Source organism: Streptomyces sp. NPDC048191 (genome assembly GCF_040652655.1).
GTDB lineage: Bacteria > Actinomycetota > Actinomycetes > Streptomycetales > Streptomycetaceae > Streptomyces.
Window position 1 is genome coordinate 145,844 of record NZ_JBEZMO010000016.1, and the last position, 21,167, is coordinate 167,010.

Annotated in this window: 25 protein-coding genes; 14 read left to right on the forward strand and 11 right to left on the reverse strand. The window is 72.6% G+C overall.

Annotated features, from left to right (window positions below):
* Window positions 1-4: 4 nt before the first annotated feature.
* Both AB0D93_RS25355 and AB0D93_RS25360 read left to right on the forward strand, forming a co-directional pair.
* Window positions 5-352, forward strand: a complete 348-nt coding sequence (locus AB0D93_RS25355) for a sodium:proton antiporter (RefSeq protein WP_362123218.1) — start codon at window positions 5-7, stop codon at window positions 350-352.
* A complete protein-coding gene (locus tag AB0D93_RS25360) occupies window positions 352-2,127 on the forward strand; it encodes a complex I subunit 5 family protein (protein WP_362123221.1) in 1,776 nt (591 codons plus the stop codon). The genes AB0D93_RS25355 and AB0D93_RS25360 overlap by 1 nt, the downstream gene beginning before the upstream one ends.
* 13 nt (window positions 2,128-2,140) lie before the next feature.
* Here AB0D93_RS25360 and AB0D93_RS25365 read toward each other — a convergent pair whose 3' ends face one another.
* A complete protein-coding gene (locus AB0D93_RS25365) occupies window positions 2,141-2,791 on the reverse strand; it encodes a DUF4230 domain-containing protein (RefSeq protein ID WP_362123223.1) in 651 nt (216 codons plus the stop codon).
* Between the two features lie 203 nt (window positions 2,792-2,994).
* On the opposite strand from AB0D93_RS25365, the gene AB0D93_RS25370 reads away from it, so the two are divergent.
* Window positions 2,995-3,942, forward strand: a complete 948-nt coding sequence (locus AB0D93_RS25370) for a ribose-phosphate diphosphokinase (RefSeq protein WP_362123226.1) — start codon at window positions 2,995-2,997, stop codon at window positions 3,940-3,942.
* Window positions 3,943-3,981: 39 nt separating this feature from the next.
* On the opposite strand, the gene AB0D93_RS25375 is transcribed toward AB0D93_RS25370, so the two are convergent.
* Both AB0D93_RS25375 and AB0D93_RS25380 read right to left on the reverse strand, forming a co-directional pair.
* Complete coding sequence (locus tag AB0D93_RS25375) at window positions 3,982-4,362, reverse strand: anti-sigma factor antagonist (RefSeq protein ID WP_362123229.1); 381 nt, start codon at window positions 4,360-4,362, stop codon at window positions 3,982-3,984.
* Window positions 4,363-4,515: 153 nt separating this feature from the next.
* Window positions 4,516-5,466, reverse strand: coding sequence for an NADP-dependent oxidoreductase (locus AB0D93_RS25380; protein WP_362123232.1), 951 nt, complete (start codon window positions 5,464-5,466; stop codon window positions 4,516-4,518).
* 71 nt (window positions 5,467-5,537) lie between these two features.
* Here AB0D93_RS25380 and AB0D93_RS25385 point away from each other — a divergent pair, with 71 nt between their 5' ends.
* Window positions 5,538-6,506, forward strand: a complete 969-nt coding sequence (locus AB0D93_RS25385) for a helix-turn-helix domain-containing protein (RefSeq protein ID WP_362123235.1) — start codon at window positions 5,538-5,540, stop codon at window positions 6,504-6,506.
* Window positions 6,507-6,565: 59 nt separating this feature from the next.
* Window positions 6,566-7,408, forward strand: a complete 843-nt coding sequence (locus AB0D93_RS25390) for a hypothetical protein (protein WP_362123238.1) — start codon at window positions 6,566-6,568, stop codon at window positions 7,406-7,408.
* Window positions 7,409-7,413: 5 nt separating this feature from the next.
* On the opposite strand, the gene AB0D93_RS25395 is transcribed toward AB0D93_RS25390, so the two are convergent.
* Window positions 7,414-9,039, reverse strand: coding sequence for an amidohydrolase (locus AB0D93_RS25395; RefSeq protein WP_362123241.1), 1,626 nt, complete (start codon window positions 9,037-9,039; stop codon window positions 7,414-7,416).
* Window positions 9,040-9,057: 18 nt separating this feature from the next.
* Window positions 9,058-10,560: an APC family permease gene (locus tag AB0D93_RS25400; protein WP_362123244.1), complete on the reverse strand. Its 1,503-nt coding sequence runs from the start codon at window positions 10,558-10,560 to the stop codon at window positions 9,058-9,060.
* Window positions 10,561-10,682: 122 nt separating this feature from the next.
* Here AB0D93_RS25400 and AB0D93_RS25405 point away from each other — a divergent pair, with 122 nt between their 5' ends.
* Genes AB0D93_RS25405 through AB0D93_RS25415 form a run of 3 tightly spaced genes read left to right on the forward strand, consistent with a single transcriptional unit; the run spans window position 10,683 to window position 12,354 of the window.
* Window positions 10,683-11,402, forward strand: coding sequence for a helix-turn-helix domain-containing protein (locus AB0D93_RS25405; RefSeq protein WP_362123247.1), 720 nt, complete (start codon window positions 10,683-10,685; stop codon window positions 11,400-11,402).
* 44 nt (window positions 11,403-11,446) lie between these two features.
* Complete coding sequence (locus AB0D93_RS25410; protein WP_362123250.1) at window positions 11,447-11,911, forward strand: pyridoxamine 5'-phosphate oxidase family protein; 465 nt, start codon at window positions 11,447-11,449, stop codon at window positions 11,909-11,911.
* A gap of 50 nt (window positions 11,912-11,961) precedes the next feature.
* Window positions 11,962-12,354, forward strand: a complete 393-nt coding sequence (locus tag AB0D93_RS25415; protein ID WP_362123253.1) for a VOC family protein — start codon at window positions 11,962-11,964, stop codon at window positions 12,352-12,354.
* 17 nt (window positions 12,355-12,371) lie between these two features.
* On the opposite strand, the gene AB0D93_RS25420 is transcribed toward AB0D93_RS25415, so the two are convergent.
* Window positions 12,372-12,674 carry a DUF4235 domain-containing protein gene (locus AB0D93_RS25420; RefSeq protein WP_362123256.1) on the reverse strand — a complete coding sequence of 101 codons (303 nt, stop codon included), beginning with the start codon at window positions 12,672-12,674 and terminating at the stop codon, window positions 12,372-12,374.
* 29 nt (window positions 12,675-12,703) lie between these two features.
* Window positions 12,704-13,720, reverse strand: a complete 1,017-nt coding sequence (locus AB0D93_RS25425) for a glutathione S-transferase C-terminal domain-containing protein (protein WP_362123258.1) — start codon at window positions 13,718-13,720, stop codon at window positions 12,704-12,706.
* A gap of 227 nt (window positions 13,721-13,947) precedes the next feature.
* Here AB0D93_RS25425 and AB0D93_RS25430 point away from each other — a divergent pair, with 227 nt between their 5' ends.
* A complete protein-coding gene (locus tag AB0D93_RS25430; RefSeq protein ID WP_362123380.1) occupies window positions 13,948-14,868 on the forward strand; it encodes a cation diffusion facilitator family transporter in 921 nt (306 codons plus the stop codon).
* 78 nt (window positions 14,869-14,946) lie between these two features.
* Here AB0D93_RS25430 and AB0D93_RS25435 read toward each other — a convergent pair whose 3' ends face one another.
* Window positions 14,947-15,396, reverse strand: a complete 450-nt coding sequence (locus AB0D93_RS25435) for a nitroreductase family deazaflavin-dependent oxidoreductase (protein WP_362123260.1) — start codon at window positions 15,394-15,396, stop codon at window positions 14,947-14,949.
* Between the two features lie 147 nt (window positions 15,397-15,543).
* Between AB0D93_RS25435 and AB0D93_RS25440 the strand changes: the two genes are divergently transcribed.
* The 3 genes from AB0D93_RS25440 to AB0D93_RS25450 all read left to right on the forward strand — a co-directional run bounded on the left by AB0D93_RS25440 (window position 15,544) and on the right by AB0D93_RS25450 (window position 17,548).
* Window positions 15,544-15,933, forward strand: coding sequence for a nuclear transport factor 2 family protein (locus AB0D93_RS25440; RefSeq protein WP_362123262.1), 390 nt, complete (start codon window positions 15,544-15,546; stop codon window positions 15,931-15,933).
* A gap of 166 nt (window positions 15,934-16,099) precedes the next feature.
* Complete coding sequence (locus AB0D93_RS25445; protein WP_362123265.1) at window positions 16,100-17,329, forward strand: cytochrome P450; 1,230 nt, start codon at window positions 16,100-16,102, stop codon at window positions 17,327-17,329.
* Between the two features lie 12 nt (window positions 17,330-17,341).
* Window positions 17,342-17,548: a ferredoxin gene (locus tag AB0D93_RS25450; RefSeq protein WP_362123268.1), complete on the forward strand. Its 207-nt coding sequence runs from the start codon at window positions 17,342-17,344 to the stop codon at window positions 17,546-17,548.
* Here AB0D93_RS25450 and AB0D93_RS25455 read toward each other — a convergent pair.
* Window positions 17,523-18,110: a TetR/AcrR family transcriptional regulator gene (locus AB0D93_RS25455; protein WP_362123383.1), complete on the reverse strand. Its 588-nt coding sequence runs from the start codon at window positions 18,108-18,110 to the stop codon at window positions 17,523-17,525. The genes AB0D93_RS25450 and AB0D93_RS25455 overlap by 26 nt on opposite strands.
* A 123-nt stretch (window positions 18,111-18,233) precedes the next feature.
* Between AB0D93_RS25455 and AB0D93_RS25460 the strand changes: the two genes are divergently transcribed.
* Both AB0D93_RS25460 and AB0D93_RS25465 read left to right on the forward strand, forming a co-directional pair.
* Entirely contained in the window at window positions 18,234-18,692 is a 459-nt protein-coding gene (locus AB0D93_RS25460; RefSeq protein ID WP_362123271.1) for a nuclear transport factor 2 family protein, read from the forward strand.
* Window positions 18,693-18,701: 9 nt separating this feature from the next.
* The gene (locus AB0D93_RS25465; RefSeq protein WP_362123274.1) at window positions 18,702-19,226 is read left to right on the forward strand and encodes a flavoprotein; all 525 of its coding nucleotides are present in this window, start codon (window positions 18,702-18,704) and stop codon (window positions 19,224-19,226) included.
* On the opposite strand, the gene AB0D93_RS25470 is transcribed toward AB0D93_RS25465, so the two are convergent.
* Window positions 19,223-20,074: a hypothetical protein gene (locus tag AB0D93_RS25470; protein ID WP_362123277.1), complete on the reverse strand. Its 852-nt coding sequence runs from the start codon at window positions 20,072-20,074 to the stop codon at window positions 19,223-19,225. The two genes, AB0D93_RS25465 and AB0D93_RS25470, sit on opposite strands and share 4 nt — an antisense overlap.
* Window positions 20,075-20,210: 136 nt before the next feature.
* Window positions 20,211-20,993 (reverse strand): endo alpha-1,4 polygalactosaminidase, encoded by a 783-nt coding sequence (locus AB0D93_RS25475; protein ID WP_362123386.1) that lies wholly within the window; start codon window positions 20,991-20,993, stop codon window positions 20,211-20,213.
* Between the last annotated feature and the right edge of the window lie 174 nt (window positions 20,994-21,167).

The following is a 21,167-nucleotide window of genomic DNA, read 5'->3' on the forward strand; positions in this document are numbered from 1 at the left end:
CGTGATGCACATCTTTCCCTACCTGGTCGCCGCCTACGTCTTCCTGACCGGCTGCTACGGCCTCGCCACCAGCCGCAACCTCATCCATGCCGTCGGCTGTCTCGCGATCTGTCAGTCCTCCACCTATGTGCTGCTGCTGGCCGTCGGCTACCGCAGCGGCGCCACCGCCCCCGTCTTCTCCGACCTCACGCCGGGCTCCCGGCCCGTGGTCGACCCGGTGGTGCAGGCGCTCACCCTCACCGACATCGTCGTCGGTGCCACCGTCACCGCGCTGCTGCTCGCGCTCGTCCTGCAGATCGCCAAACGGCACGGCACCGTCGACCCCGACGAACTGCGGGAGCTGCGCGGCTGATGCACCATCTGGTTCCCCTGCTCGTCGCGATCCCGCTGCTCGGCGCCGCCGTGCTGGTGGCCGTCGGCCGCCATCTGCCCCGGACCGCCGCCGAGATCACCGGCCTCGTGGTCTCCGGCGGTACAGCGGCCCTCGCCGTCGTGCTGCTGCTGAACTCCTCGCCGCCGATGGTCGAGTGGGTCGGCGCCTGGCTGCCCGTCGGCGGCGAGAGCGTCGGCATCGTCGTGACGGGCGACGGCCCCGCGCTCGGCATGGCCGCACTGGTCTCACTGCTGACCCTCGCCGCCCTCGCCTACTCCTGGCGGTACTTCGACGAGCCCCCGCGCAGCCACAGCGGCGCGTTCACCTCGCTGATGCTGGTCTTCCAGGCCGCCATGTGCGGGTTCGCCATCGCCGGCGACCTCTTCAACGCGTTCGTGTTCTTCGAGCTGATGAGCGTCGCCGCCTACGCGCTCACCGGCTACCGCATCGACGACCCGAAGGCCGTACAGGGTGCCCTGACCTTCGGGGTCGTCAACTCCCTCGGCGCGTACGCCATGCTGATGGGCATCGGCCTGCTGTACGCCCGTACCGGCGAGCTGGCCATGACGAAGATCGGGCGCGGCCTCGACACGGCGGCGGCCGGACACGGCGGACCCGACGCGCTGGTCCTCGCCTCCTTCGTGCTGGTGCTGACCGGGCTGCTGGTGAAGGCGGCCGCCGTGCCCTTCCACTTCTGGCTCCCCGACGCGCACGCCGTCGCCCCCAGCCCGGTCTGCATGCTGCTGTCCGGGGTGATGGTCGAACTCGGCGTCTACGGCGTCTGGCGCGTCTACGGCACCGTCTTCGCCGGACCCGGTGGCATCCCCGCCGCCGACCTGACCCGGGCCCTGGTGACGCTCGGCGCCCTCACGGCCGCGACCGGCGCCGTCATGTGCTGGTACCAGCGGCACATCAAGCGGCTCCTGGCCTACTCCACGGTCTCCCACACCGGCCTGTTCCTCGTGGGCATCGGCGTCCTCACCCCGCAGGGCGACGACGGGGCCGCCCTGTACATCCTCGGGCACGCCGGGGTGAAGGCCGCGCTGTTCGCCTGCGCGGGCCTGTTGCTGGACCGGTACGGCAGCGTCGACGAGCACGCCCTGCACGCCCGGGCCATCGGACAGCGCGCCACCGCGGTGATGTTCGCGGCGGCCGGCCTCGGCCTCGCCGGACTGCCCCCGTTCGGCACCGGGCTCGGCAAGGCGGTCACCGAGGAGGCGGTCGGCGGCCCGCTCACCGTGGTGTACGTGGTCGCCTCCGCGATCACCGGCGGGGCCGTACTCCGCGTCACCGCACGGGTGTTCCTCGGCCTCGGGCCGCGCCCCGAGGACGCCGACGCCGACCTGGAGACCAGCGGATCCAGTGAGGAACCCGAGACGACCGGCCCGCTGAGCCGGATCCCGGACACCATGAGGACGGTCCCCGCGGTGCTGCTGGCCGGCGCCCTCGCCGTCGGCGCCGTGCCCGGCTTCGGCGACCTGGTCGCCCGCTCCGTCAACGAGGCCGGATCCGGCGGCGCCCACGCCTCGGCGCAGTGGACGGCGCACGGCGTGCTGCTGGGCCTGGTCTCGACCGCGCTGGCAGTGGCCCTCGCCGGCCTCGCCGTGACCCGCCCGCACTGGACCGCGGCCCCCGAGTGGGGCCGGCCCCTGCGGCGCCTGCAGTCCGGCCACGTCGGCGACTACGTGGCTTGGCTGCTGCTCGGCGCCACGGCACTGGGCGCCCTGGCCCTGCCCGGGTTGCTCGGCGGCTGAGCCGACGCCCGGGTCAGGAGCCGTAGCTGACGCGCACCCGGGTGAAGCCGAGCGAGCGCAGCAGGCCCTGCAGCATGCCGGTGGTGTTCGTCTCCGCGCGCGCGGTCAGGCCGCTGGTCCGTGCCGCGTCGCCGATGTGCCGGACGGCGAGCTTCTGCACGGCCTGCTCGCTGTCGGGGTTGTCCGAGAACAGATCGCCGAGCCGGTCCAGCAGCCCGCGCTGCTTCGAGACGGCGTAGGAGTGGTCGGGGTCGAGGGCGGGCCTGCCGAGGCGGGCGTGCGGCAGCCGGAGTGTGACGGCCGTGCGGTCGCCGTTGACACGCACGTCCTTCGCGCCGACCCGGCCGAGGTCGACGTACGCGTCCACGGTGCCCGCGCCGACGTACAGGGTGCGGGTGCCGCGGATCGCGTCGGGCAGGTACTTCGCGTCCTTCTCCAGGTCGACGACCACCTGGAAGTCGCCCGAGGCGGCGTCGTAACGGCTCATGTCGTTGATGGACTTGAGGAGTGCGGGACCGGAACGGTCGTGCGTCTCGGTGTCGAACAGGTCCTTGATGCCCGGCAGTACGGCCAGCCGGATTCCGGCGAACAGCACGGCGAGCACCAGGACGAGCGCGGCGACGGCCTTGGCCCAGCCGGGCAGGCGCCTGACGGAAGTCGTCATCGCGACGGTCCTCCTTCCTGCTGACCGGATGCCCGCCCACAGGCCCGCCAGACCGGTGCGCCGGCCGAATCGTCCACCTGACGTACGCGCCGGGTCACCGCCCGGGCGACCCGGAGGCGGGCGGGGACGCCGGTGCCCTGGTGCGCGGGGTGCCGCCGATAGCATGACGGTCCAGCCCGTGACGGTTCTGCGAGGAGCGGATCGTGCGAGACATCGCCGTCTTCAGCGGCAGTGCCCATCCCGACCTGGCCCGCGAGGTCTGCGCCCACCTCGGCGTCCCGCTCAGCCCCACCCAGGTCAGCCGGTTCGCCAACGACTGTCTGGGGGTGCAGCTTCAGGCCAACTGCCGGGAGCGGGACGTCTTCCTGATCCAGCCGCTGGTCCGGCCGGTGCAGGAGCACCTGGTGGAACTGCTGCTGATGTGCGACGCCGCCCGGGGTGCCTCCGCCGCCCGGATCACCGTCGTCATGCCGCACTACTCCTACGCCCGCTCCGACAAGAAGGACGCCCCGCGCATCTCCATCGGCGGCCGGCTGGTCGCGGATCTGCTCGTCGCGGCGGGCGCGAGCCGGGTGCTCGCCATGACCCTGCACTCCCCGCAGGTACACGGCTTCTTCTCGGTGCCCGTCGACCACCTCAACGCGCTGCGCGAACTCGCCGCGCACTTCCGCCGGTACGACCTCACGCGTACCACGGTCGTCTCGCCGGACCTCGGCAACGCCAAGGAGGCCGCCGCCTTCGCCCGGCTCATCGGTGCCCCGGTGGCGGCCGGCGCCAAGCAGCGGTTCGCGGACGACCGGGTGAGCATCAGCTCCGTCATCGGCGACGTCACCGGCCGGGACGTCATCGTGCTGGACGACGAGATCGCCAAGGGCAGCACCGTGCTGGAACTCCTCGGCCGACTGCGGGAGTTGGGCGCCGGGTCGGTCCGGGTGGCGTGCACGCACGGGCTGTTCGCCTCCGGTGCGCTCAAGCGGCTGAGCGAGCAGCCGGACGTGCTGGAGATCGTCTGCACCAACACCGTGCCGCTCCCCATGGAGGAGGAGCACGCCGACAAGCTGCGCGTGCTCTCCATCGCCCCGGCCCTCGCCGAAGCGGTACGGCGCATCCACAACGGGGAATCCGTGAGCGCCCTGTTCGAGCAGTCGTAGCCCGCCCGGACAGGACGGAGGACCGTGCGCCGGCCCCGCTCAGAGGGAGCCGGACGCGGCCTCGGACCGGGCCAGGGCCGCGTCCAGCGTGGGGTGCGGGGGCAGCAGCCGGGACAGCCCGGTGACCCGGAAGACCCGCAGCGTCAGCGGGTGCGCGCACACCAGGTGCAGCTGTCCGCCGCCGTCCCGCACCCGGGCACGGGCCCGGTACAGCAGCCGCAGCCCCGAGCAGTCGAAGAACTCCACCGGCCGCAGGTCGATGACGACCCGGCTGCCGGGCCGGCCGGTGATCCGGTCCAGCGACGGGCCGATCTCCGTCGCCGCGACCAGGTCGATCTCGCCCCGCAGTTCCAGCACCGTGTGTGCCCGGTGCTCGTACACACGGAGGTGGCGGGTGAGCGGTGCAGGCTCGTCTCGCACGACGGCGTCACCTCCCACCCGCGCCCGGACGTCGGTCTCCCGATCGTCAAGTTACCCTCGATGGAAGGAATTTGAGCATGTTCGATTGACATATGTCTTCGACTTTGGGGCGTGTCGCCCGGTAACCCGGCCCGGCCGACCGGGCAACGCGGCTCAGTCGACCAGAAGGACCAGCTTCCCCGCCGTCCGTCCGGTGTCGCCCACTTCGTGCGCCTTCGCGGCCTCGGCCAGGGGGAACGTCCCGGCGATCGTCGCCTTCAGCTTCCCCGACCGCGCCAGCTCGGCGATCGTCTCCATGCCGGACCGGTCGGCGTCCACCAGCATGCGCACGGCCCGTACGCCGAGTCGCTCGGCCTCGTCGTAGAACTCCCGCGAACCGACCGGCAGGATGGACACCACGACCCCGCCCGGCCGCAGCACCTTCAGCGACTGGACGGAGGTGTCCCCGCCGAGCGTGTCCAGCACCACGTCGACGTCCCGCACCGACTCGGTGACATCGGTCGTCCGGTAGTCGATGGGCTCGTCCACGCCGATCTCCCGCAGGAAGTCGTGCTTGCCCGCGCTGGCCGTGCCGATCACGTACGCGCCGCGCGCCTTGGCGATCTGCACGGCCACGTGCCCGACCCCGCCGGCCGCCGCGTGGATCAGCACCCGCTGCCCGGGCCGCACCCGCGCGTGCTCGGTCAGGGCCTGCCAGGCGGTCAGGGACACCAGCGGCAGCGCGCCCGCCTGGGTGTGGTCGATCGAGGCCGGCTTGTGCGTCAGGGCGCGGACCGGCGCGATCACGTACTCGGCGTGCGAGCCGTGGCCGTACGGGTAGGGCAGCATGCCGAAGACCTCGTCGCCGGGCTCGAAGGCGACCACCCCGATCCCGGTCTCGGCCACCTCGCCGGAGACGTCCCAGCCGAGGACGAACGGCGGCTCGCCCAGGAAGCCGCCGGTGGCCCGGTGCTTCCAGTCGGTGGGGTTGACCCCGGCCGCCCGCACCCGGACCAGCACCTGGTTGGGGCCCGGCTCCGGCCGCTCTGCCCGTACTTCCTTCAGGACCTCGGGACCGCCGAGGACGTCCTGGCTGATGGCTCGCATCGTGTTCACATCGCTCATGGTCACCCAGCCTGCCGGGGTCCGCCCGCCCGGGAAATGGCATGATTGCCAACCTTCGATAGGATCGTGTCATGAGTGGCACGCGGAAGACGAAGCCGGAACCGGAGCGGGTGGTCGTGCTGGCCCTCGACGGCGTCTACCCCTTCGAGCTGGGCATCCCCAGCCGCATCCTCGGCGCAGCCGACGGCCACTACGAGGTGCTGACCTGTACGGTCGACGGCCGGCCCGTGCGCACCAGCGCCGACTTCACCATCGGTGTGGCACACGGTCCGGAGATCCTCCGGACGGCGGACACGGTGGTGGTCACCTCGATGCCGCCCGAGTACATCCCCGCCGAGCTGCCGGACGAGGTCGTCCAGGCCCTCGACCGCATCCGCCCCGACGCGCGGATCGTCTCGATCTGCACGGCCGCGTTCGTGCTCGCCGAGGCCGGCCTGCTGGACGGCCGCCGCGCGACCACCCACTGGCAGGTGGCCGACGCGTTCCGCCGCCGTTTCCCGCGGGTGGACCTCGACCCCGACGTCCTCTTCGTCGCCGACGGCCGCATGCTCACCTCGGCCGGGGCCGCCTCCGGCGTCGACATCTGCCTGCACATCGTCCGCACCGACCACGGCAGCGAGCTGGCCAACTCCGTCGCCCGCCGCTGTGTCGTCCCGCCGTTCCGGGACGGCGGCCAGGCCCAGTACATCGAGCAGCCGGTCCCGGTCAGCGGAGCGGCGAGCACGGCCGCGACCCGTGCCTGGGCCCTGGGGCGCCTGGACGAGCCGCTCACCCTGTCCGAACTCGCCGGCCACGCCCGGATGAGCCTGCGCACGTTCATCCGCCGCTTCAACGACGAGGTCGGCCTCAGCCCCGGCCGCTGGCTCATCCAGCAGCGCGTCGCCCGCGCCCGTCACCTGCTGGAGTCCAGCGACCTGCCGGTGGACCGGATCGCCGCCGAGGTCGGCTTCGCCACCGGCGCCTCGCTGCGCCAGCACCTGCACGCGGCGATCGGGGTGTCACCGCAGGCGTACCGGCGGACGTTCCAGCAGACCCGCTGAACGTTCCGGCCCGCCGCGGCGTCGGAGGACCGTACACGGCAGGGGAGAAAGGGGCGGGAATGCGCAGAGGCCTGGTGGCGGTGGCGGTACTCACGACGGTGGCGGTGGCGGGTTGCGAAGAGGGCCCCCGTCCGGACCTGGTGGTGAAGGGCACCTCTCCGGCGTCCCCGTACGGCGGCCCGCTCCATGTCCACACCGAGGAGCCCGACGACAGCGGCCCGCGCGCCCTGCGCCTGGCCTCCGGCGCCGCCGGCCGGGCGCTGGAGTGCGACGGCGAGATCTTCGACGGTGCCGGGCCGGACGGCTGGTCGTTTGGGGACGGCGGGGACACCCCCGAGGCCGGCCTCCGGCTCTTCTTCGACATGGTCCAGCCCGACCTGCCCGACCACGGCTGGCGTGTGGAACGCCGGTCGGCGGACCGGGTGTTGTACTCCTACGACGTCGGCGGCCGGACCAAGGCCGCCGTCGTGGTGGCCAAGGACCAGAAGGACCGGCCCGGTTGGGGACCGGAGACGCACGCCGCGTGCGACCCGGCCGAGTTCCCCGCCGCGTTCGCCGCCGCCTGGGGCTGGGAGGTGTGGACGGACCGGCACGGCAGGCGGGTGCCGGTGACCCGGCTCAGCAGCTCCACCGGCCCCGGACACTGCGACTGGCAGTCCGCCCACTTCCTCGACCTGGACGGTGCGAGCTACGCCCGCGACCCCGAGGGAGTGCTCGGCGACCAGCTGCTCACCGCGCCCTACCGCGCCCACGTCCGCATGCCCGCCGGCGCCCACGACACCGGGTACCGCTACCGCCACTGGCGGCTGTGGCTCACCGACGACAAGGCGACCGCGTACGTCCGCACCCCCGACGGGGTCGAGGCCTGGCCCAGGATCAAGCGCGGCGTCGGCTGCGCCTGACGGCGTCACCCGTCGCCGTACACCCGCTCGCCGCCCACCCACGTGAGTGCCACGGCCGTCTCCGCGATCGCCTCCGGCGGCCCGGCGAACGGATCGCGGTCCAGCACCACCAGATCGGCCAGTGCCCCGACGGCCACCCGGCCGGTGTCGTCCAGGTGGTTCACGTACGCCGAACCGGCCGTGTACGCCCCCAGCGCGTCCGCGAGGCCGAGCCGCTCCCCGGGCAGGAACACCGGGCCGCTGCCGCCGGGCTCGACCCGGTTGACCGCGACATGGATGCCCTGGAGCGGATCGGGGCTGCTCACCGGCCAGTCGCTGCCCGCCGCCAGCCGTGTCCCCGAGCGCAGCAGCGCGCCGAACGGGTACTGCCACCCGGACCGTTCGGGTCCGAGGAAGGGGATCGTCAGCTCGTCCATCTGCGGCTCGTGCGCGGCCCACAGCGGCTGGATGTTCGCGGTGGCGCCGAGCCGGGCGAAGCGGGGCACGTCGTGCGGGTGCACGACCTGCAGGTGGGCGAGGTGCGGCCGGGTGTCGCTCGGCCCGTTGGCGGCGCGGGCCGCCTCGACCGCGTCCAGCGCGTCGCGTACGGCGCGGTCACCCAGGGCGTGGAAGTGGCACTGGAAGCCGAGAGCGTCCAACTCGGTGACGTATTCCGGCAGACGGGCCGGATCGATGAAGCTCTTGCCGCGGTTGGCGGTCGCGCATCCGCACCGGTCCAGATACGGGTCGAGCAGTGCTGCCGTGCCGTTCTCGGCGACGCCGTCCAGCATCAGCTTCACGGACCCGGCCCGGAACCGGCCATGGCTCAACTCCACCCTCTTTTCGACGAGTTCGGGGATCTGCTCGGCCCCGCGCTCCCGGTCCCACCACAGCGCGCCCCGCACCCGCGCGGTCAGCGAGCCGTCCCGCGCCGCCGCGAGATACGCCTCGGCCGGGTCGTCCATGCCGAGGAAGTCGCCGACCAGCGCGTCCTGCCAGGCGGTGATGCCGAGCGCGTGCAGATGCCGCTGGGCGTGCAGCAGCGCGGCCAGCCGGTCGGCCCGCGTGGCGGGCGGGGTGAGCCGGCCGACCAGCTGCATCGCGCCTTCCTGGAGCGTGCCGCTCGGCTCCCCGGAAGGGTCCCGCTCGATCCGTCCGTCGGCCGGGTCGGGTGTGTCCCGGTCGATGCCGGCCAGCTCCAGTGCCCGGCTGTTGACCCAGGCCCCGTGGTGGTCGCGGTTCGGCAGATACACCGGGCGGTCCGGTACGACCGCGTCCAGCAGCTCCTTCGTCGGCGTACCGCCCGCGAACGCCTCCATCGACCAGCCGCCGCCCAGGATCCACTCCCGCTCCGGCCGGGCGTCGGCATAGGCCCGTACGGCGGCCACGGTTTCCCCGGCCGTCGCCCGGCCGGACAGATCGCACTGGGCCAGTTCCAGCCCCGCCGGCACCGGATGGACGTGCGCGTCCTGGAAGCCGGGCAGCAGCAGCCGTCCGGCGAGGTCGACCACTTCCGTCCGTGGCCCGGCGAGATCGCGCAGCTCGTCGTGCCCGACGGCGGTGATCCGGTCCCCGGTGACGGCCACGGCGGTCGCCGTACGGCCCTCCGGAGTGAGGACGGGGCCGCCGGTGAAGAGGAGATCAGCGTGCATGATGCCTTTCCTGGTAGTTCAGTTGGAGGTGGTGAGTAGTTCGGGAGCGTCGGCGTCGGTGCCCGCGCCGGTGCGGAAGTACGGCGACCTGCGCACCCACTTGGCCCAGGCGGCCACGACGAACCCGGACGCGATCATCGCGACCGGCATGAGCAGAAGGAACCAGCCGTTGTCCGCGCGGAGTTCGAGGTGGTCGGCGGAGTCGTAGAAGGACCGGCAGAGGTAACCGCCCAGGCCCAGCAGGGCCAGCGCGCTGAGCGTGGGCAGCAGCACCGCGCGGACGCCCTGCCACGGATCCGTGCGCAGCAGGCCGCGGAACCGCACGGCGGCCGCCAGCGCGGTGAGCGCGTAGGACAGGGCGACGACGATGCCGACGGCGTTCACGATCGCGTCGATCATGTCGGCGAGGCGCGGGATCACCAGTGCGCCCGCCGCCACCGCGAGGGCCAGCGCCCCGATCAGCAGCGTGCCGGCCGCCGGAGTCCCGTACCGGGCGCTGACCCTGGACCACACCGGTCCGAGGGTACGGTCCCGGCTCATCGCGAACATCCCGCGTGCCGTCGGGATGACCCCGGCCTGCAGTGAGGCCACCGCCGAGAACATGAGGGCCACCAGGGGCAGCGCTGCCAGCGGCCGGTCGGCGAGGCGGTCCCCGTAGTACGCGAGCCCCTGCGCCCCGTGACCGGCCAACTCGCCCTGCGACAGCACCCGTTGGAAGGCGAGCGAACCGAGCAGGAACAGCCCGAGCATGGTCACCAGGGTGATGGTCCCGGCCCGGGAGGCGTCCCGGGGGTCGCGCACCTCCTCGTTGACGGTGAATGCCGCCTCGAACCCCCAGTAGCAGAACACCGACAGGAGCAGTCCCTGGGCCAGCGCGGTCGCCGAGGGGATCGCGAACGGGTCGAACCAGGAGAGGCTGAAGGAGTGCGGTCCCGTGACGATGCCGTAGCCGCAGAACCCGAGCAGGACGACGTACTCGAAGACCAGCAGCCCGCTCTGCAGCCGGGCCGCGGTGCGGACTCCGGTGACGGCGGTCACGGTGACCGCGACGAGGACCACGATCCCCACCGCCGTCGTCTGCGCGGTCGAGTCCGGATCGAGGCCGAGCGAGCCGATCCGGTGCAGCCCGGCCTCCCCGGCCAGCTGCAGCAGCGCCGAACCCGTGACCGCCGTGGTGTAGGCGAGGAACGCGACACTCGCCACGACGTTCACCCAGCCGACCATGAACCCGAGCCAGGGACTGAGCGAACGGCCCACCCACACGTAGCCGTTGCCGGCGTTCGGCTCCACCCGGTTCAGCCGCGAGTAGGCCCCCGCGATGCCGAGGACGGGCAGGAACGCCAGCAGCATGATGGCCGGCAGATGCGGGCCGACCACGCCCGCGGTCACCCCCAGCCCGATGCCGATGCTGGTCGTGGCGGCCGTACTGGAGGCGGCGACGGCGACGCCGTCCACCACGCTCAGCGACCTGCGCAGCTCTGGCCGCGCGGGGGGATCCACTCCGAGAGGTCTGTCGCTCATGCCGGCTCTCCGCTCCACCGCGGGGCCCCGGACGGCCCCGGTGACGGGACATGAAACTGCCGCGGCACTTAACAGGTCAACGGTGTTGTCGTAAGGTGCCGGGCACGAACCAGGGAGGCACCATGACCGACCGAGTCGTCCCGCCCGCCGCCCGGCAGCGCCGGCGCCCCACCAAACAGGGCGTCGTGCTGTCCGGGGAACTGATCGTCGCCACCGCCCTGCGGCTGATCGAGGAGCACGGCGCCGACGCCCTGTCCGTGCGCCGCCTCGGCCGGGCCCTCGGCGCCGATCCCAGCTCCCTGTACCGGTACTTCCGGCACACCGACGACCTGATGCTGGCCATCGCCGACGAGCTGATCGGCCGGACGCTGCGGACCTGGCGGCCGACCGGCGACTGGGTGGCCGACCTGCGCGATCTGGGCCTGCGGATGCACGCGGGCGCCCTCGCCCACCCCCGGGCGGCGATGCTCAGCGCCCACCGCGTCACCGGGCGCACCCATGAGATCCAGGCCGTGGAGAGCATCCTCGGCGTGCTGCGCGGGGCCGGGTTCCCGGACCCGGAAGCCGTGCGGATCTACCACGCCTTCGTGGACCAGGCCCTCGCCTTCGGCGCCCTGGACTCCGCGGGCACGGCCCTGCCCCGGGCCGCGCGCGAGGCCGAGTCGGAGGTGTGGCGCAGCACCTACGGCCGGCTGCCCGCCGACACCCACCCGCACATCGCGGCCACCGCCCCCCGGCTCGTCGCCACCATGCGCTCCAGCTCCTACCCGGCCGCCCTCGACCTGCTCCTGTCGGCCGCACGGACACGCCTTGATCACATTCGTGCGGGGACCCGGGGCTGACGGCCACACTGGACGGAATTCACCTCACGAGGAGGCCGTACGTCATGAACCCACCGCCCGCCCGCACCCCCGCGGAGCGCACGAAGGACACCCTGCACCGGCTGGAGAACGACGTCGACGTGTGGGTCGCCACCGCCGACCCCGACGGCGGCACCCCCTATCTCGTGCCGCTGTCCTTCGTGTGGGACGGCGCCACCCTGCTGATCGCCACCCCGGCCGAGAGCCCCACCGGCCGCAACCTCGTGACCACCGGCCGGACCCGCCTCGGCATCGGCCCGACACGGGACGTCGTCCTGATCGAGGGCACCGTCCAGGCGGTCACCCCGGAGGACCTCCCGGAGGAGGACGCCGAGGTCTTCGCGGGCAAGACCGGCTTCGATCCCCGCCAACTCGCCACCCGCTACCTGTACTTCAGGGTCCTCCCGCAGCGCGTCCAGGCCTGGCGGGAGGAGAACGAGCTGAAGGGCAGGGAGCTGATGCGCGACGGACGCTGGCTGCTCGCCGACTGAAAGCGGCGGCCCGGGATATCCGCAGCAGGAGGACATCCCCGGGAGGAAACATGGCACTGGTGAAGGCGGGCGTCGTGGTGCTGGACTGCGCCGAGCCCGAAAAACTCGCCGCGTTCTACAGGGAGTTGCTGGAGGGGGAGCAGACGGACGCCTCGGCGAACCTGGTGGAGATCCGGGGCGCCGACGGTGTCCGGCTGGCGTTCCGCCGTGATGTCAACGCCACGCCGCCCAGCTGGCCACGCCCGGAGAACTCCCTCCAGGTCCATCTCGACTTCCTGGTCGAGGACCTGGACGCGGCGGAGCGGCGGGTGGTGGCGCTCGGCGGCCGGCCGGTCGACACCAAGGACGCGGCGGGGCCGTACGAGCGGCGCGGCTACGCCGACCCCGCCGGTCACTCCTTCACCCTGCGCCTGTTGCCCGCGAGGGCACCGAAGCAGGGCTGAGTTCCGGGCGCACGGACTCAGTCCCGGCCGCCCTTGTCGGCCACCGGCCACCGCCCCGTGGACCGCGCGATGGCCTTCGCCCCCGTGCGGTCCACGGCACTGCGCACCACCGCGAAGATCGCACCCTGGACCGCCGCGGCCAGCAGGATCTCGCCCCAGCCGCGGTCCGGGTCCAGGGCGTCGGGCGCGTCGTCCTCGTGCCGGATGGCCTTCCAGGCCTGCTGAAAGGCCATACCGGCCAGTGCCCCGCTGGCCCAGCTGAGCACGAACCCGATCGGCTGGTAGACGAAGGGAAGCTTCTTCTTCTTTGTCTTGGCCATGGTGTCACTTGTTCCTCGTCGCGGGGCCCTCATGCGGGCCGTCCCTGCGGGGCCACCCGTTCGCCGGGAGGCACCGGACCCGGTGCCGTACCGTCCCCGAACGGCCGGCCGCCCAACTGCTCGCGGTGGTGCGGCGTCCGCCAGCCGGCGAGGTCGGGACCGAGCGGCACGATGCCGGTCGGGTTGATGCCGGTGTGCACCTGGTAGTAGTGCCGCTTGATGTGGTCGAAGTCGACGGTGTCCCCGAACCCGGGTGTCTGGAACAGGTCCCGCGCGTACGCCCACAGCACCGGGTTCTCCGTCAGCTTCCAGCGGTTGCACTTGAAGTGGCCGTGGTAGACGGCGTCGAACCGGACCAGCGTGGTGAACAGCCGGATGTCCGCTTCCGTGAGGGTGTCACCGACCAGATACCGCTGTCCGGCCAGCCGTTCGGCGAGCGTTTCCAGCCGCCGGAAGACGCCCGCGCACGCCTCCTCGTACTCCTTCTGGTGCGTGGCGAACCCGGCGCGGTAGACCCCGTTGTTCACGTCCTCGTACACCTCGGCCATCACCTGGTCGATCTCCTCGCGCCGGCCGTCCGGATACAGGTCGGGCGCGCCGGCGCGGTGCTGGTCCGTCCACTCGGTCGCCAGGTCCAGGGTGAGCCGCTGATAGTCGTTGGTGACCAGCTGTCCGCTCGGCACGTCCACGACCGCGGGGACGCTGACGCCGCCCGGGTAACCGGTTTCGCGCCGGTCGTAGGCCTCGCTGAGGAACCGGATGCCGAGCACCGGGTCCCGCCCGCCCGGGTCCAGGGTGAACCGCCAGCTGCGGTCGTCCTGGACGGGATCCGCGACGGCCATGGACAGCGCCTCCTCCAGTCCCAGCAGCCGGCGCGAGATCACCGCCCGACTGGCCCACGGACAGGCGCGCGAGACCACCAGCCGGTAACGGCCCGCCTCCACCGGCCAGCCGTCCCGGCCGTCCGCGGTGATCCGGTCCGTGAAGTGGCTCCTGGACCGGGAGAACGCCTTGTGCCCGTAGGCACGGTTGCCGTCGCCGCCCATGTCTCCTCCTCGCCGCGCGCTGCTCCTCGGGCAACGCGTTCCCCGTTTTTCCCCACCCGCACGGTGTGATCCGCGCCCTCGCGGGCAGTCGGCGTTACGTGACCGGGACATCCTCCGAACCGCAGAGCGCCGCGCCTACGGCCGAGGACGCGGACACCGCAGCACGTACGGCCGAGCACGAGGACACCGGCGCCGGCTCTCAGTCCGACCGGCACACGAAGGTCACCGTGCTGGTGGCGCTCGCCGCCAACCTGGTGATCGCCGTCGCGAAGGCCGTCGGAGGGGTCCTCGCGGGTTCGCCCGCCCTGCTGTCCGAGGCCGCGCACTCCGTCGCCGACAGCCTCAACGAGGTGTTCCTGCTGGCCGCGCTGCGCCGCAGCCGCCGCCCCGCGGACAAGCGGCACCCCTTCGGCTACGGCAAGGAACGCTTCTTCTGGTCCCTCCTGGCCGCCGTCGGCATCTTCGTCATGGGCGGCTGTTTCTCCTTCTTCCAGGGCGCCGAGGCACTGCGGCAGGGCACGCAGGAGAAGTTCAGCGGCTACGTCGCCGGCCTGATCGTGCTCGGTGTGGCCCTCGTCGCCGAGGGCGTGTCGCTGCTGCGCGCCCTGCACCAGGTGCGCCGGCAGGGCGGCGGGCGCGGCGCGCTGCGTGACCCGGCACTGCGCACGGTGATCGCCGAGGACGGCACGGCGGTGCTCGGTGTGACGCTCGCCCTCGCCGGGATGGGGCTGCACATGGTGACCGGGCAGGTCGTGTGGGAGGCCTCCGCCTCGCTCGCGATCGGTGTGCTGCTGGTGTACGTCGCCTACCGGCTGGGGCGTGACGCCCGCGTCCAGCTCATCGGGGAGGCCGCCGACCCGGAGCTGAGCGGCAGGATCCGCTCGCTGCTCCGGGCGCAGCCGGAGATCGACAGTGTGGAGGCGCTGTTCACGATGAAGATGGGCCTCGACTCCACCCTGGTGGCCGCCCGCGTCGACCTGGCACCGGGCCTGGACAGCGAGCGGGTGGAGGAGGTCGCCGTACGCATCAAGCGGTCGCTGGCCCGGACGTTTCCCGAGGCCGACCAGATCTTTCTGGACGTGACCGACCGGCCGGCCGGTGAGGCACGAGAGAGCCCCGCCGCGACGGGGGAACGCGGCGGGGCCTGACGCACGAGTGCCCGCCCCGGAACGGCTTCACACCTGCCGGCGTGGATTGTTCCGGATCCGGCCGCTTCCCGGCGCGAATCAGCTCTCGCCGAGCGGCTCCAGGACGAAGACCGGGATCTCCCGCGAGGTCTTCTTCTGGTAGTCGGCGTACGGGGGGTACGCGGCGACGGCCCGCTCCCACCAGCGGGCCTTCTCCTCGCCAGTGACCTCACGGGCCCTCATGTCCTGCCTGACCGGCCCGTCCTGCAACTCGACATGGGGATCGGTGATGACGTTGAAGTACCACACCGGGTGCTTGGGCGCGCCGCCCTGAGAGGCGACCACCGCGTACGCGCCCTCGTGCTCCACCCGCATCAGCGGCGTCTTGCGGATCTTTCCGCTCTTCGCGCCCCGGGTGGTCAGTACGACGACCGGCAGCCCGGTGTCCAGGAGCGTCGTGCCCTTCGTCCCACCGGAGCTCTCGTACAGCTCGACCTGCTCGCGCACCCAATGCGCCGGGCTGGGCTCGTACTCGCCCTCAAGAGGCATGGGATCCGTCCCCTTCGTCGGTCCAACAGCTGTCTGCCACCCGCATTCAACACCGGCGGCCCCGCGAATCATCCGCAGCGCGGACCGCTTGGGCCGACGGGGTGATGACCTCCGGGGCGATGACGCCGCGCCGGCGCGCCCGGCACCGTGGTGCTCGCCCTGACCGACCGCCAGCCACGTCCCGTCGACCAGTGCCTCGACCGGCCGGAGGAGGAGCACGGCCGTCCCGAGACCCCGTGGATCCGGCACCGCTCCACCCGCGCCGACGCCGCCGCGCACTTCCGGGAGCTCGCCGCGCATCATCTGCCGGAGCGGGCGGACACCCGGGTCGAACGGATCCTGGTCGGCGGCGAGGACGCCGTCGTGCTCGGCGTCATCCGGCAGACGGCGGCACCGACCGGCCGCGCCGACCCCGCCCGTTTCGCCCTGCATCTAGTGGTACGTGGCGGTATGGTCGTACGGCACCATGTGTACGAGGACAGTCTGGCCGTCGCGCGGGCCCTCACCCCGGCCGAGGGGAGCCGCCGACCGGTGTGAGGGGTGGACGCGTGCCCCACCCGGCCGGAATCCGCCCCTCCGACCCCCTCTTCTTCGGTCAGATCCCACACATCACCTAAGTGGCCGAACTTTTCATCGACCCATAGATGCCCGAGGCATCTAATGAAGATCGGCACGACGCACTACTTCGTCTGCGAGGTCTTCCATGACGGAACTGACGGACATCCCCGGCCCCGGGCACCAGGCCGACCCCGTCGCCTTCCCGCAGGACCGCACCTGCCCCTACCACCCGCCCACCGGCTATCAGCCGCTGCGCGACGGGCGACCCCTGTCGCGCGTCACCCTCTTCGACGGCCGTGAGGTCTGGGCCGTGACCGGGCATGCCGCCGCCCGCGCCCTGCTCTCCGACCCCCGGCTGTCCTCCGACCGCCGCCGCCCCGAATTCCCGGTGCCCGCGGAGCGCTTCCAGGGCATCCGGGACCGCCGGGTGGCCCTGCTCGGGCTGGACGACCCGGAACACAACCGGCAGCGGCGGATGATGATCCCGGAGTTCACCGTCCGGCGCGCCACCGAGCTACGGCCCTGGATCCAGCGGGTCGTGGACGACCTGCTGGACCGGATGATCGCCCAGGGCCCGCCCGCCGAACTGGTCTCGGCCTTCGCGCTGCCCGTGCCGTCGACGGTGATCTGCTGTCTGCTCGGCGTCCCGTACGCCGACCACGAGTTCTTCGAGGAGCAGTCCCGCAGACTGCTGCGCGGCCGGACGGCCGACGAGGCCGTGGCCGCCCGCGCCCGGCTGGAGAAGTACATCGGCGGGCTGATCGATGACAAGGCCGCGGCGGCCGAGCCCGGCGACGGCATCCTCGACGACCTCGTCCACCAGCAACTGCGCGACGGCGACCTGGAGCGTGCCGAGGCCGTGTCCCTGGCCCTGATCCTCCTGGTCGCGGGCCACGAGACCACCGCCAACATGATCTCGCTGGGCACCTTCACCCTGCTGCAGCACCCCGACCGGCTGGCCGAGTTGCGTGCGGACCCGGCGCTGCTGCCCGCCGCCGTCGAGGAGCTGATGCGGATGCTCTCCATCGCGGAGGGGCTGCAACGGGTGGCGCTCGAGGACATCGAGATCGCCGGCCGGACGATCCGGGCCGGGGAGGGCGTGGTCTTCTCGACCTCGGTGATCAACCGCGACCCGGACCAGTACGAGGAGCCCGACGCCCTGGACTTCCACCGTGCCGCCCGCCACCACGTGGCGTTCGGTTTCGGCATCCACCAGTGCCTGGGCCAGAACCTGGCCCGCGCGGAGCTGGAGATCGCCCTGGGCACGCTGCTGTCCCGGCTGCCCGGCCTGCGCCTCGCCGTCCCGGCCGAGGACATCCCCTTCAAACGCGGCGACACGATCCAGGGGATGCTGGAACTCCCCGTGACCTGGTAAGAGGCTCAGCTCATGCGATTCAAGGTCAGCATCGACACGAACGTCTGCATCGGCGCGGGGCAGTGCGCACTCGCCGCCCCGAAGGTCTTCACCCAGGACGACGACGGCTTCAGCACCCTGCTCCCCGGCCACGAGGACGGCACGGACGATCCGATGGTCAAGGAGGCGGCCCGCGCCTGCCCGGTCGGCGCGATCACGGTGTCGGAGTCCACCGGCTGATCCCGTCAGCGCCGGCGGCCGCCACCAGTGCCCGCGCCGCCTCGCGGGCCTCGGCGGCCGGCCGCGCTCCGCCCGTGACGCCCGCCGTGACCATGGCTCCCTCGGCCAGCAGGAACAGGGGGCCGGTGAGCGCGGCGGGCAGCCCGGCCGCGTCCACGAGCGAGGCCAGGTACCCCCGGAACGCCTCCTTGTGGGCGCGCACCTGCTCGGCCACCGGGGTGGACGTCGTGCCCAGCTCGCCGTAGGCGTTGAGCCAGGCGCAGCCGCGGAAGCCGTCCTCGCCGAACCACTCCTGAAGCCAGTCGAACACGGCCGGGATCCGTGCCCGCGGATCCCGCTCCCGTGCGACGTGCTCGGCCAGACGCCGGCGCCAGCGCTCGTCCCGCCGGGCCAGATACGCGGCCACGAGCTGCTCCTTGGCGGGGAAGAGCTGGTACAGGCGCTTGAGCGACAGCCCCGAGGCGCCGCGCAGTTCGTCCATGCCGACGGCCTGTATGCCCCGGGCGTAGAACAGCTCCTCCGCGGCGTCGAGCGCCCTGGTCCGGGCGACGTCGGTGGTCATCGGTGGCATCGGCGCTCCTTGCCTCCCTGGCGGGATCCTTGACGTGAGAACGAGCGTTCTCCTACGGTAGCAGCCGCTGGAGAACGCTCGTTCTCCCGTGTCGAGCAAGCCCAGGAGGAGCCCATGGCCGACCGCCCGCCCCTGCCGCCCTTCACCCGCGAGACCGCCGCCCGGAAGGTCCAGGCCGCCGAGGACGCCTGGAACACCCGCGACCCGCACAAGGTGGCGCTCGCCTACTCGGAGGACTCGGTCTGGCGCAACCGCGACACCTTCGTCACCGGCCGGGCCGAGATCGTCGCGTTCCTCACCGCCAAGTGGCGGCGCGAACTCGACTACGCGCTGCGCAAGGACCTGTGGGCCTTCGACGGCAACCGGATCGCCGTCCGCTTCCAGTACGAGTGTCACGACGCCGACGGCCAGTGGTGGCGCTCCTACGGCAACGAGCTGTGGGAGTTCGACGAGCACGGCCTGATGACCCGGCGCGAGGCCAGCATCAACGACGTGCCCATCGACGAGAAGGAGCGCCGCATCCACGGCCCGCGCCCCGAGGCCGAGCGAGGGCGGTCCTTCCCGCTTCAGTAGGGTTCCCCAATGACCGAACAGGCCGGGAACCCCTTCCTCTACGTCGTCGTCTGCGCGGCCGGGATCGCCGCGGGCGTCAGCAAGCTGATCGGCGCCGCCCAGGAACGCGACTGGGAGGTCGGCGTCATCGCCACACCGGTCGCCATGGGCGGCTTCTTCGACGCCGGGGCCGTGCAGGCGCAGACGGGCCGTCCCGTCAGGTCCGCCTGGCGCACGCCGGCCGACCCGCGCCCCTTCCCGCCGCCGGACGCCGTCGTGGTGGCACCCGCCACCTTCAACACGGTCAACAAGTGGGCGGCCGGGATCGCCGACACCCTCGCGCTCGGCACCCTGTGCGAGGCCGCGGGCCTCGGCATACCCGTCGCCGTCCTGCCCTGCGTCGCCGACGCGCTGGCCGCCCATCCCGCCTACCGGGACAGCCTGGAGCGGCTGCGCGGCATGGGCGTCCGCTTCGGCGAGCCGTACACGGGCGAAGTCCGGCCGGACGGCCGCCGGCCGGAATTCGCCTGGGAGAGCGCGCTGGAACTGCTCTAGCGGCAGGTCAGCGTCGGCCCCGCCAGCATGTTCCCGGTGAACATGTCCTGCCCCTTGGGCACCCAGTAGCCGAGCTTCGACACCACCGTGGAGCACTTCGACCCGACGGTGAAGCGGACCTTGAGCTGCTCCGGGTGGCCGGGCTGCAGCTCGGTCACCGTGCAGTCCAGCGAGTGCGCCGTCCGGGCCTTCGACGGGTACCGGCCGACCAGCGGGTTGACGCAGCGCCTGTCGGCGGTGCTGATCCGCAGCCCGGTGCCCGCCTGGCCGATCATCCCGAGGCGCGCGTTGCCGTCGCCCTGGTCACTGTCCCGGCGGATCGTGTAGGTCACGGTGGTGGTGGCATTGCGGCGCAGTTCGGTCCTGTCGACGGTGACCGAGTGTGTCGCCTTCGCCTTGGGCGCGGTCAGCGAGACGGTGGCCCGCACCGTGCCCTTGAGGTCGACACCCGCGGGCGCCGACCGCACGCGCACGGTGGCGGTGAGGTCGTAGGTGCCGGGACCCGGGTACAGGCCCGAGCCGGGCAGCATCCCGTTGCCCAGGGTCTTGCCGGACCGGACGGCCTTCCAGGTGCCCTCGGTGCGACAGGCGTAGTGCACCCGGGCGCCGGAGATCCGGCAGGTGGCGGGCGCGGTGATGTTGAATCTCGGGACGCCGGTGTCCGCACACAGGCTGACGTCGGCCTGCTCCCCGTGGGCGCCGTGCAGCGTGCCGGCGACCGAGCACAGGGTCGCCGGGCTCTCGGGCGCCGGCGCGGCGGCGGCCTGCGCGCAGGCGGGGGTGACGAGGGCCAGCGGCAGCAGCACCGCTCCGGCCAGGGTTTGCAAGGTGGTGGGACGAGTCGGCACCGCGTTTCCTCCGGGCGGCCGAGACCGGCCGGTTGCCGGTCGTCTGCGCCGAGGATGAGCCGACAGTACGACGATCCGCCGCCTCCCACGCCGCACGGTCACCTGAGGGCAGCAACGGGTCCGCCCGGGTGCGTCCTCAGCGGACCTCGCGGACGTAGCCCTTGCTCCCCGGAGTGGACACCTCCCGGTCCCGGCGGACGATGCTCAGCCGGTCGCCCCAGTGGGCGAGCGCCGCGCGCAGGCCGGCGGCGGTGTACTCGATGTCCACGACGCGGTCGTCGAAGGCCTTGGCGTACACCCCGCACTCGTCGTACTGCCCGCACTCCTCCGCCACCGCGAAGTCCAGTCCGGCCCGCCCGCGCACACCGGCCAGTTGGGCGGTGTTCTTCTGGGCGACGGCCAGGTGCCGGGCGTGCGCGTGCCGGGACAGCAGTCTCATGAAGGAGGTCGCGTCGGCCGCGGTGAGCAGGTGACGGGAGCGGGTGTAGCTGTCGTAGTTGTCCGGTTCGACCGCGTCGAAGCCCTTCTTCGCGCAGCCGTCGATCCACCGGTTCACACGCCCGGCCACCCGCGCCCGCTTGGCCGGGGTGCCGATGTCGAGCAGTGCCTCGTTCCAGTCCTCGTCGATGACGGTCTTGCCGTGGGCGTCGCGCAGCAGCAGGTCGGCCGGCCAGGTGGAGCGTTCCTCGGGCTGGGCCTGGAACGCGTTGACGTAGCAGATGTTGTACAGGCCGGGCGCGGGGGAGTCGGAGCGGTCGCGGCTGACGATGCGCACGCCCTCGGCCGGGGGATAGCCGCCGCCGATCTGGTAGTCGAACCCGGCGTGGCGCGGGGGCAGCCGTACGGCGGCGGGTGTCGGCGAACCGTGTCCCTGCGTGCCGCCCGGGCCGCCGAAGTCGCAGCCGGTGAGGGCCGACAGGGTGACGGCCAGTGTCACTGCCAGGGCGCCCGCGCCCCTTCGGGAAACCGCGGTGCGCACCACACCCTTCCGGGGCACGTCCGCTCCATCCTGCCCACGCCGGGCGGCGCGGCGCGTGACAGGATCACATCGCCCGGACACATCGGACGTCAAGTCGGCGTCCCGGGCACGCCG

Coding starts and splice junctions, on each gene's coding strand:
- AB0D93_RS25355 (WP_362123218.1), top strand. CDS start 5: ATGCACATCTTTCCCTACCTGGTCGCCGCCTACGTCTTCCTGACCGGC.
- AB0D93_RS25360 (WP_362123221.1), top strand. CDS start 352: ATGCACCATCTGGTTCCCCTGCTCGTCGCGATCCCGCTGCTCGGCGCC.
- AB0D93_RS25365 (WP_362123223.1), bottom strand. CDS start 2,791: ATGACGACTTCCGTCAGGCGCCTGCCCGGCTGGGCCAAGGCCGTCGCC.
- AB0D93_RS25380 (WP_362123232.1), bottom strand. CDS start 5,466: ATGAGCGATGTGAACACGATGCGAGCCATCAGCCAGGACGTCCTCGGC.
- AB0D93_RS25385 (WP_362123235.1), top strand. CDS start 5,538: ATGAGTGGCACGCGGAAGACGAAGCCGGAACCGGAGCGGGTGGTCGTG.
- AB0D93_RS25390 (WP_362123238.1), top strand. CDS start 6,566: ATGCGCAGAGGCCTGGTGGCGGTGGCGGTACTCACGACGGTGGCGGTG.
- AB0D93_RS25395 (WP_362123241.1), bottom strand. CDS start 9,039: ATGCACGCTGATCTCCTCTTCACCGGCGGCCCCGTCCTCACTCCGGAG.
- AB0D93_RS25400 (WP_362123244.1), bottom strand. CDS start 10,560: ATGAGCGACAGACCTCTCGGAGTGGATCCCCCCGCGCGGCCAGAGCTG.
- AB0D93_RS25405 (WP_362123247.1), top strand. CDS start 10,683: ATGACCGACCGAGTCGTCCCGCCCGCCGCCCGGCAGCGCCGGCGCCCC.
- AB0D93_RS25410 (WP_362123250.1), top strand. CDS start 11,447: ATGAACCCACCGCCCGCCCGCACCCCCGCGGAGCGCACGAAGGACACC.
- AB0D93_RS25415 (WP_362123253.1), top strand. CDS start 11,962: ATGGCACTGGTGAAGGCGGGCGTCGTGGTGCTGGACTGCGCCGAGCCC.
- AB0D93_RS25420 (WP_362123256.1), bottom strand. CDS start 12,674: ATGGCCAAGACAAAGAAGAAGAAGCTTCCCTTCGTCTACCAGCCGATC.
- AB0D93_RS25425 (WP_362123258.1), bottom strand. CDS start 13,720: ATGGGCGGCGACGGCAACCGTGCCTACGGGCACAAGGCGTTCTCCCGG.
- AB0D93_RS25435 (WP_362123260.1), bottom strand. CDS start 15,396: ATGCCTCTTGAGGGCGAGTACGAGCCCAGCCCGGCGCATTGGGTGCGC.
- AB0D93_RS25445 (WP_362123265.1), top strand. CDS start 16,100: ATGACGGAACTGACGGACATCCCCGGCCCCGGGCACCAGGCCGACCCC.
- AB0D93_RS25450 (WP_362123268.1), top strand. CDS start 17,342: ATGCGATTCAAGGTCAGCATCGACACGAACGTCTGCATCGGCGCGGGG.
- AB0D93_RS25455 (WP_362123383.1), bottom strand. CDS start 18,110: ATGACCACCGACGTCGCCCGGACCAGGGCGCTCGACGCCGCGGAGGAG.
- AB0D93_RS25460 (WP_362123271.1), top strand. CDS start 18,234: ATGGCCGACCGCCCGCCCCTGCCGCCCTTCACCCGCGAGACCGCCGCC.
- AB0D93_RS25465 (WP_362123274.1), top strand. CDS start 18,702: ATGACCGAACAGGCCGGGAACCCCTTCCTCTACGTCGTCGTCTGCGCG.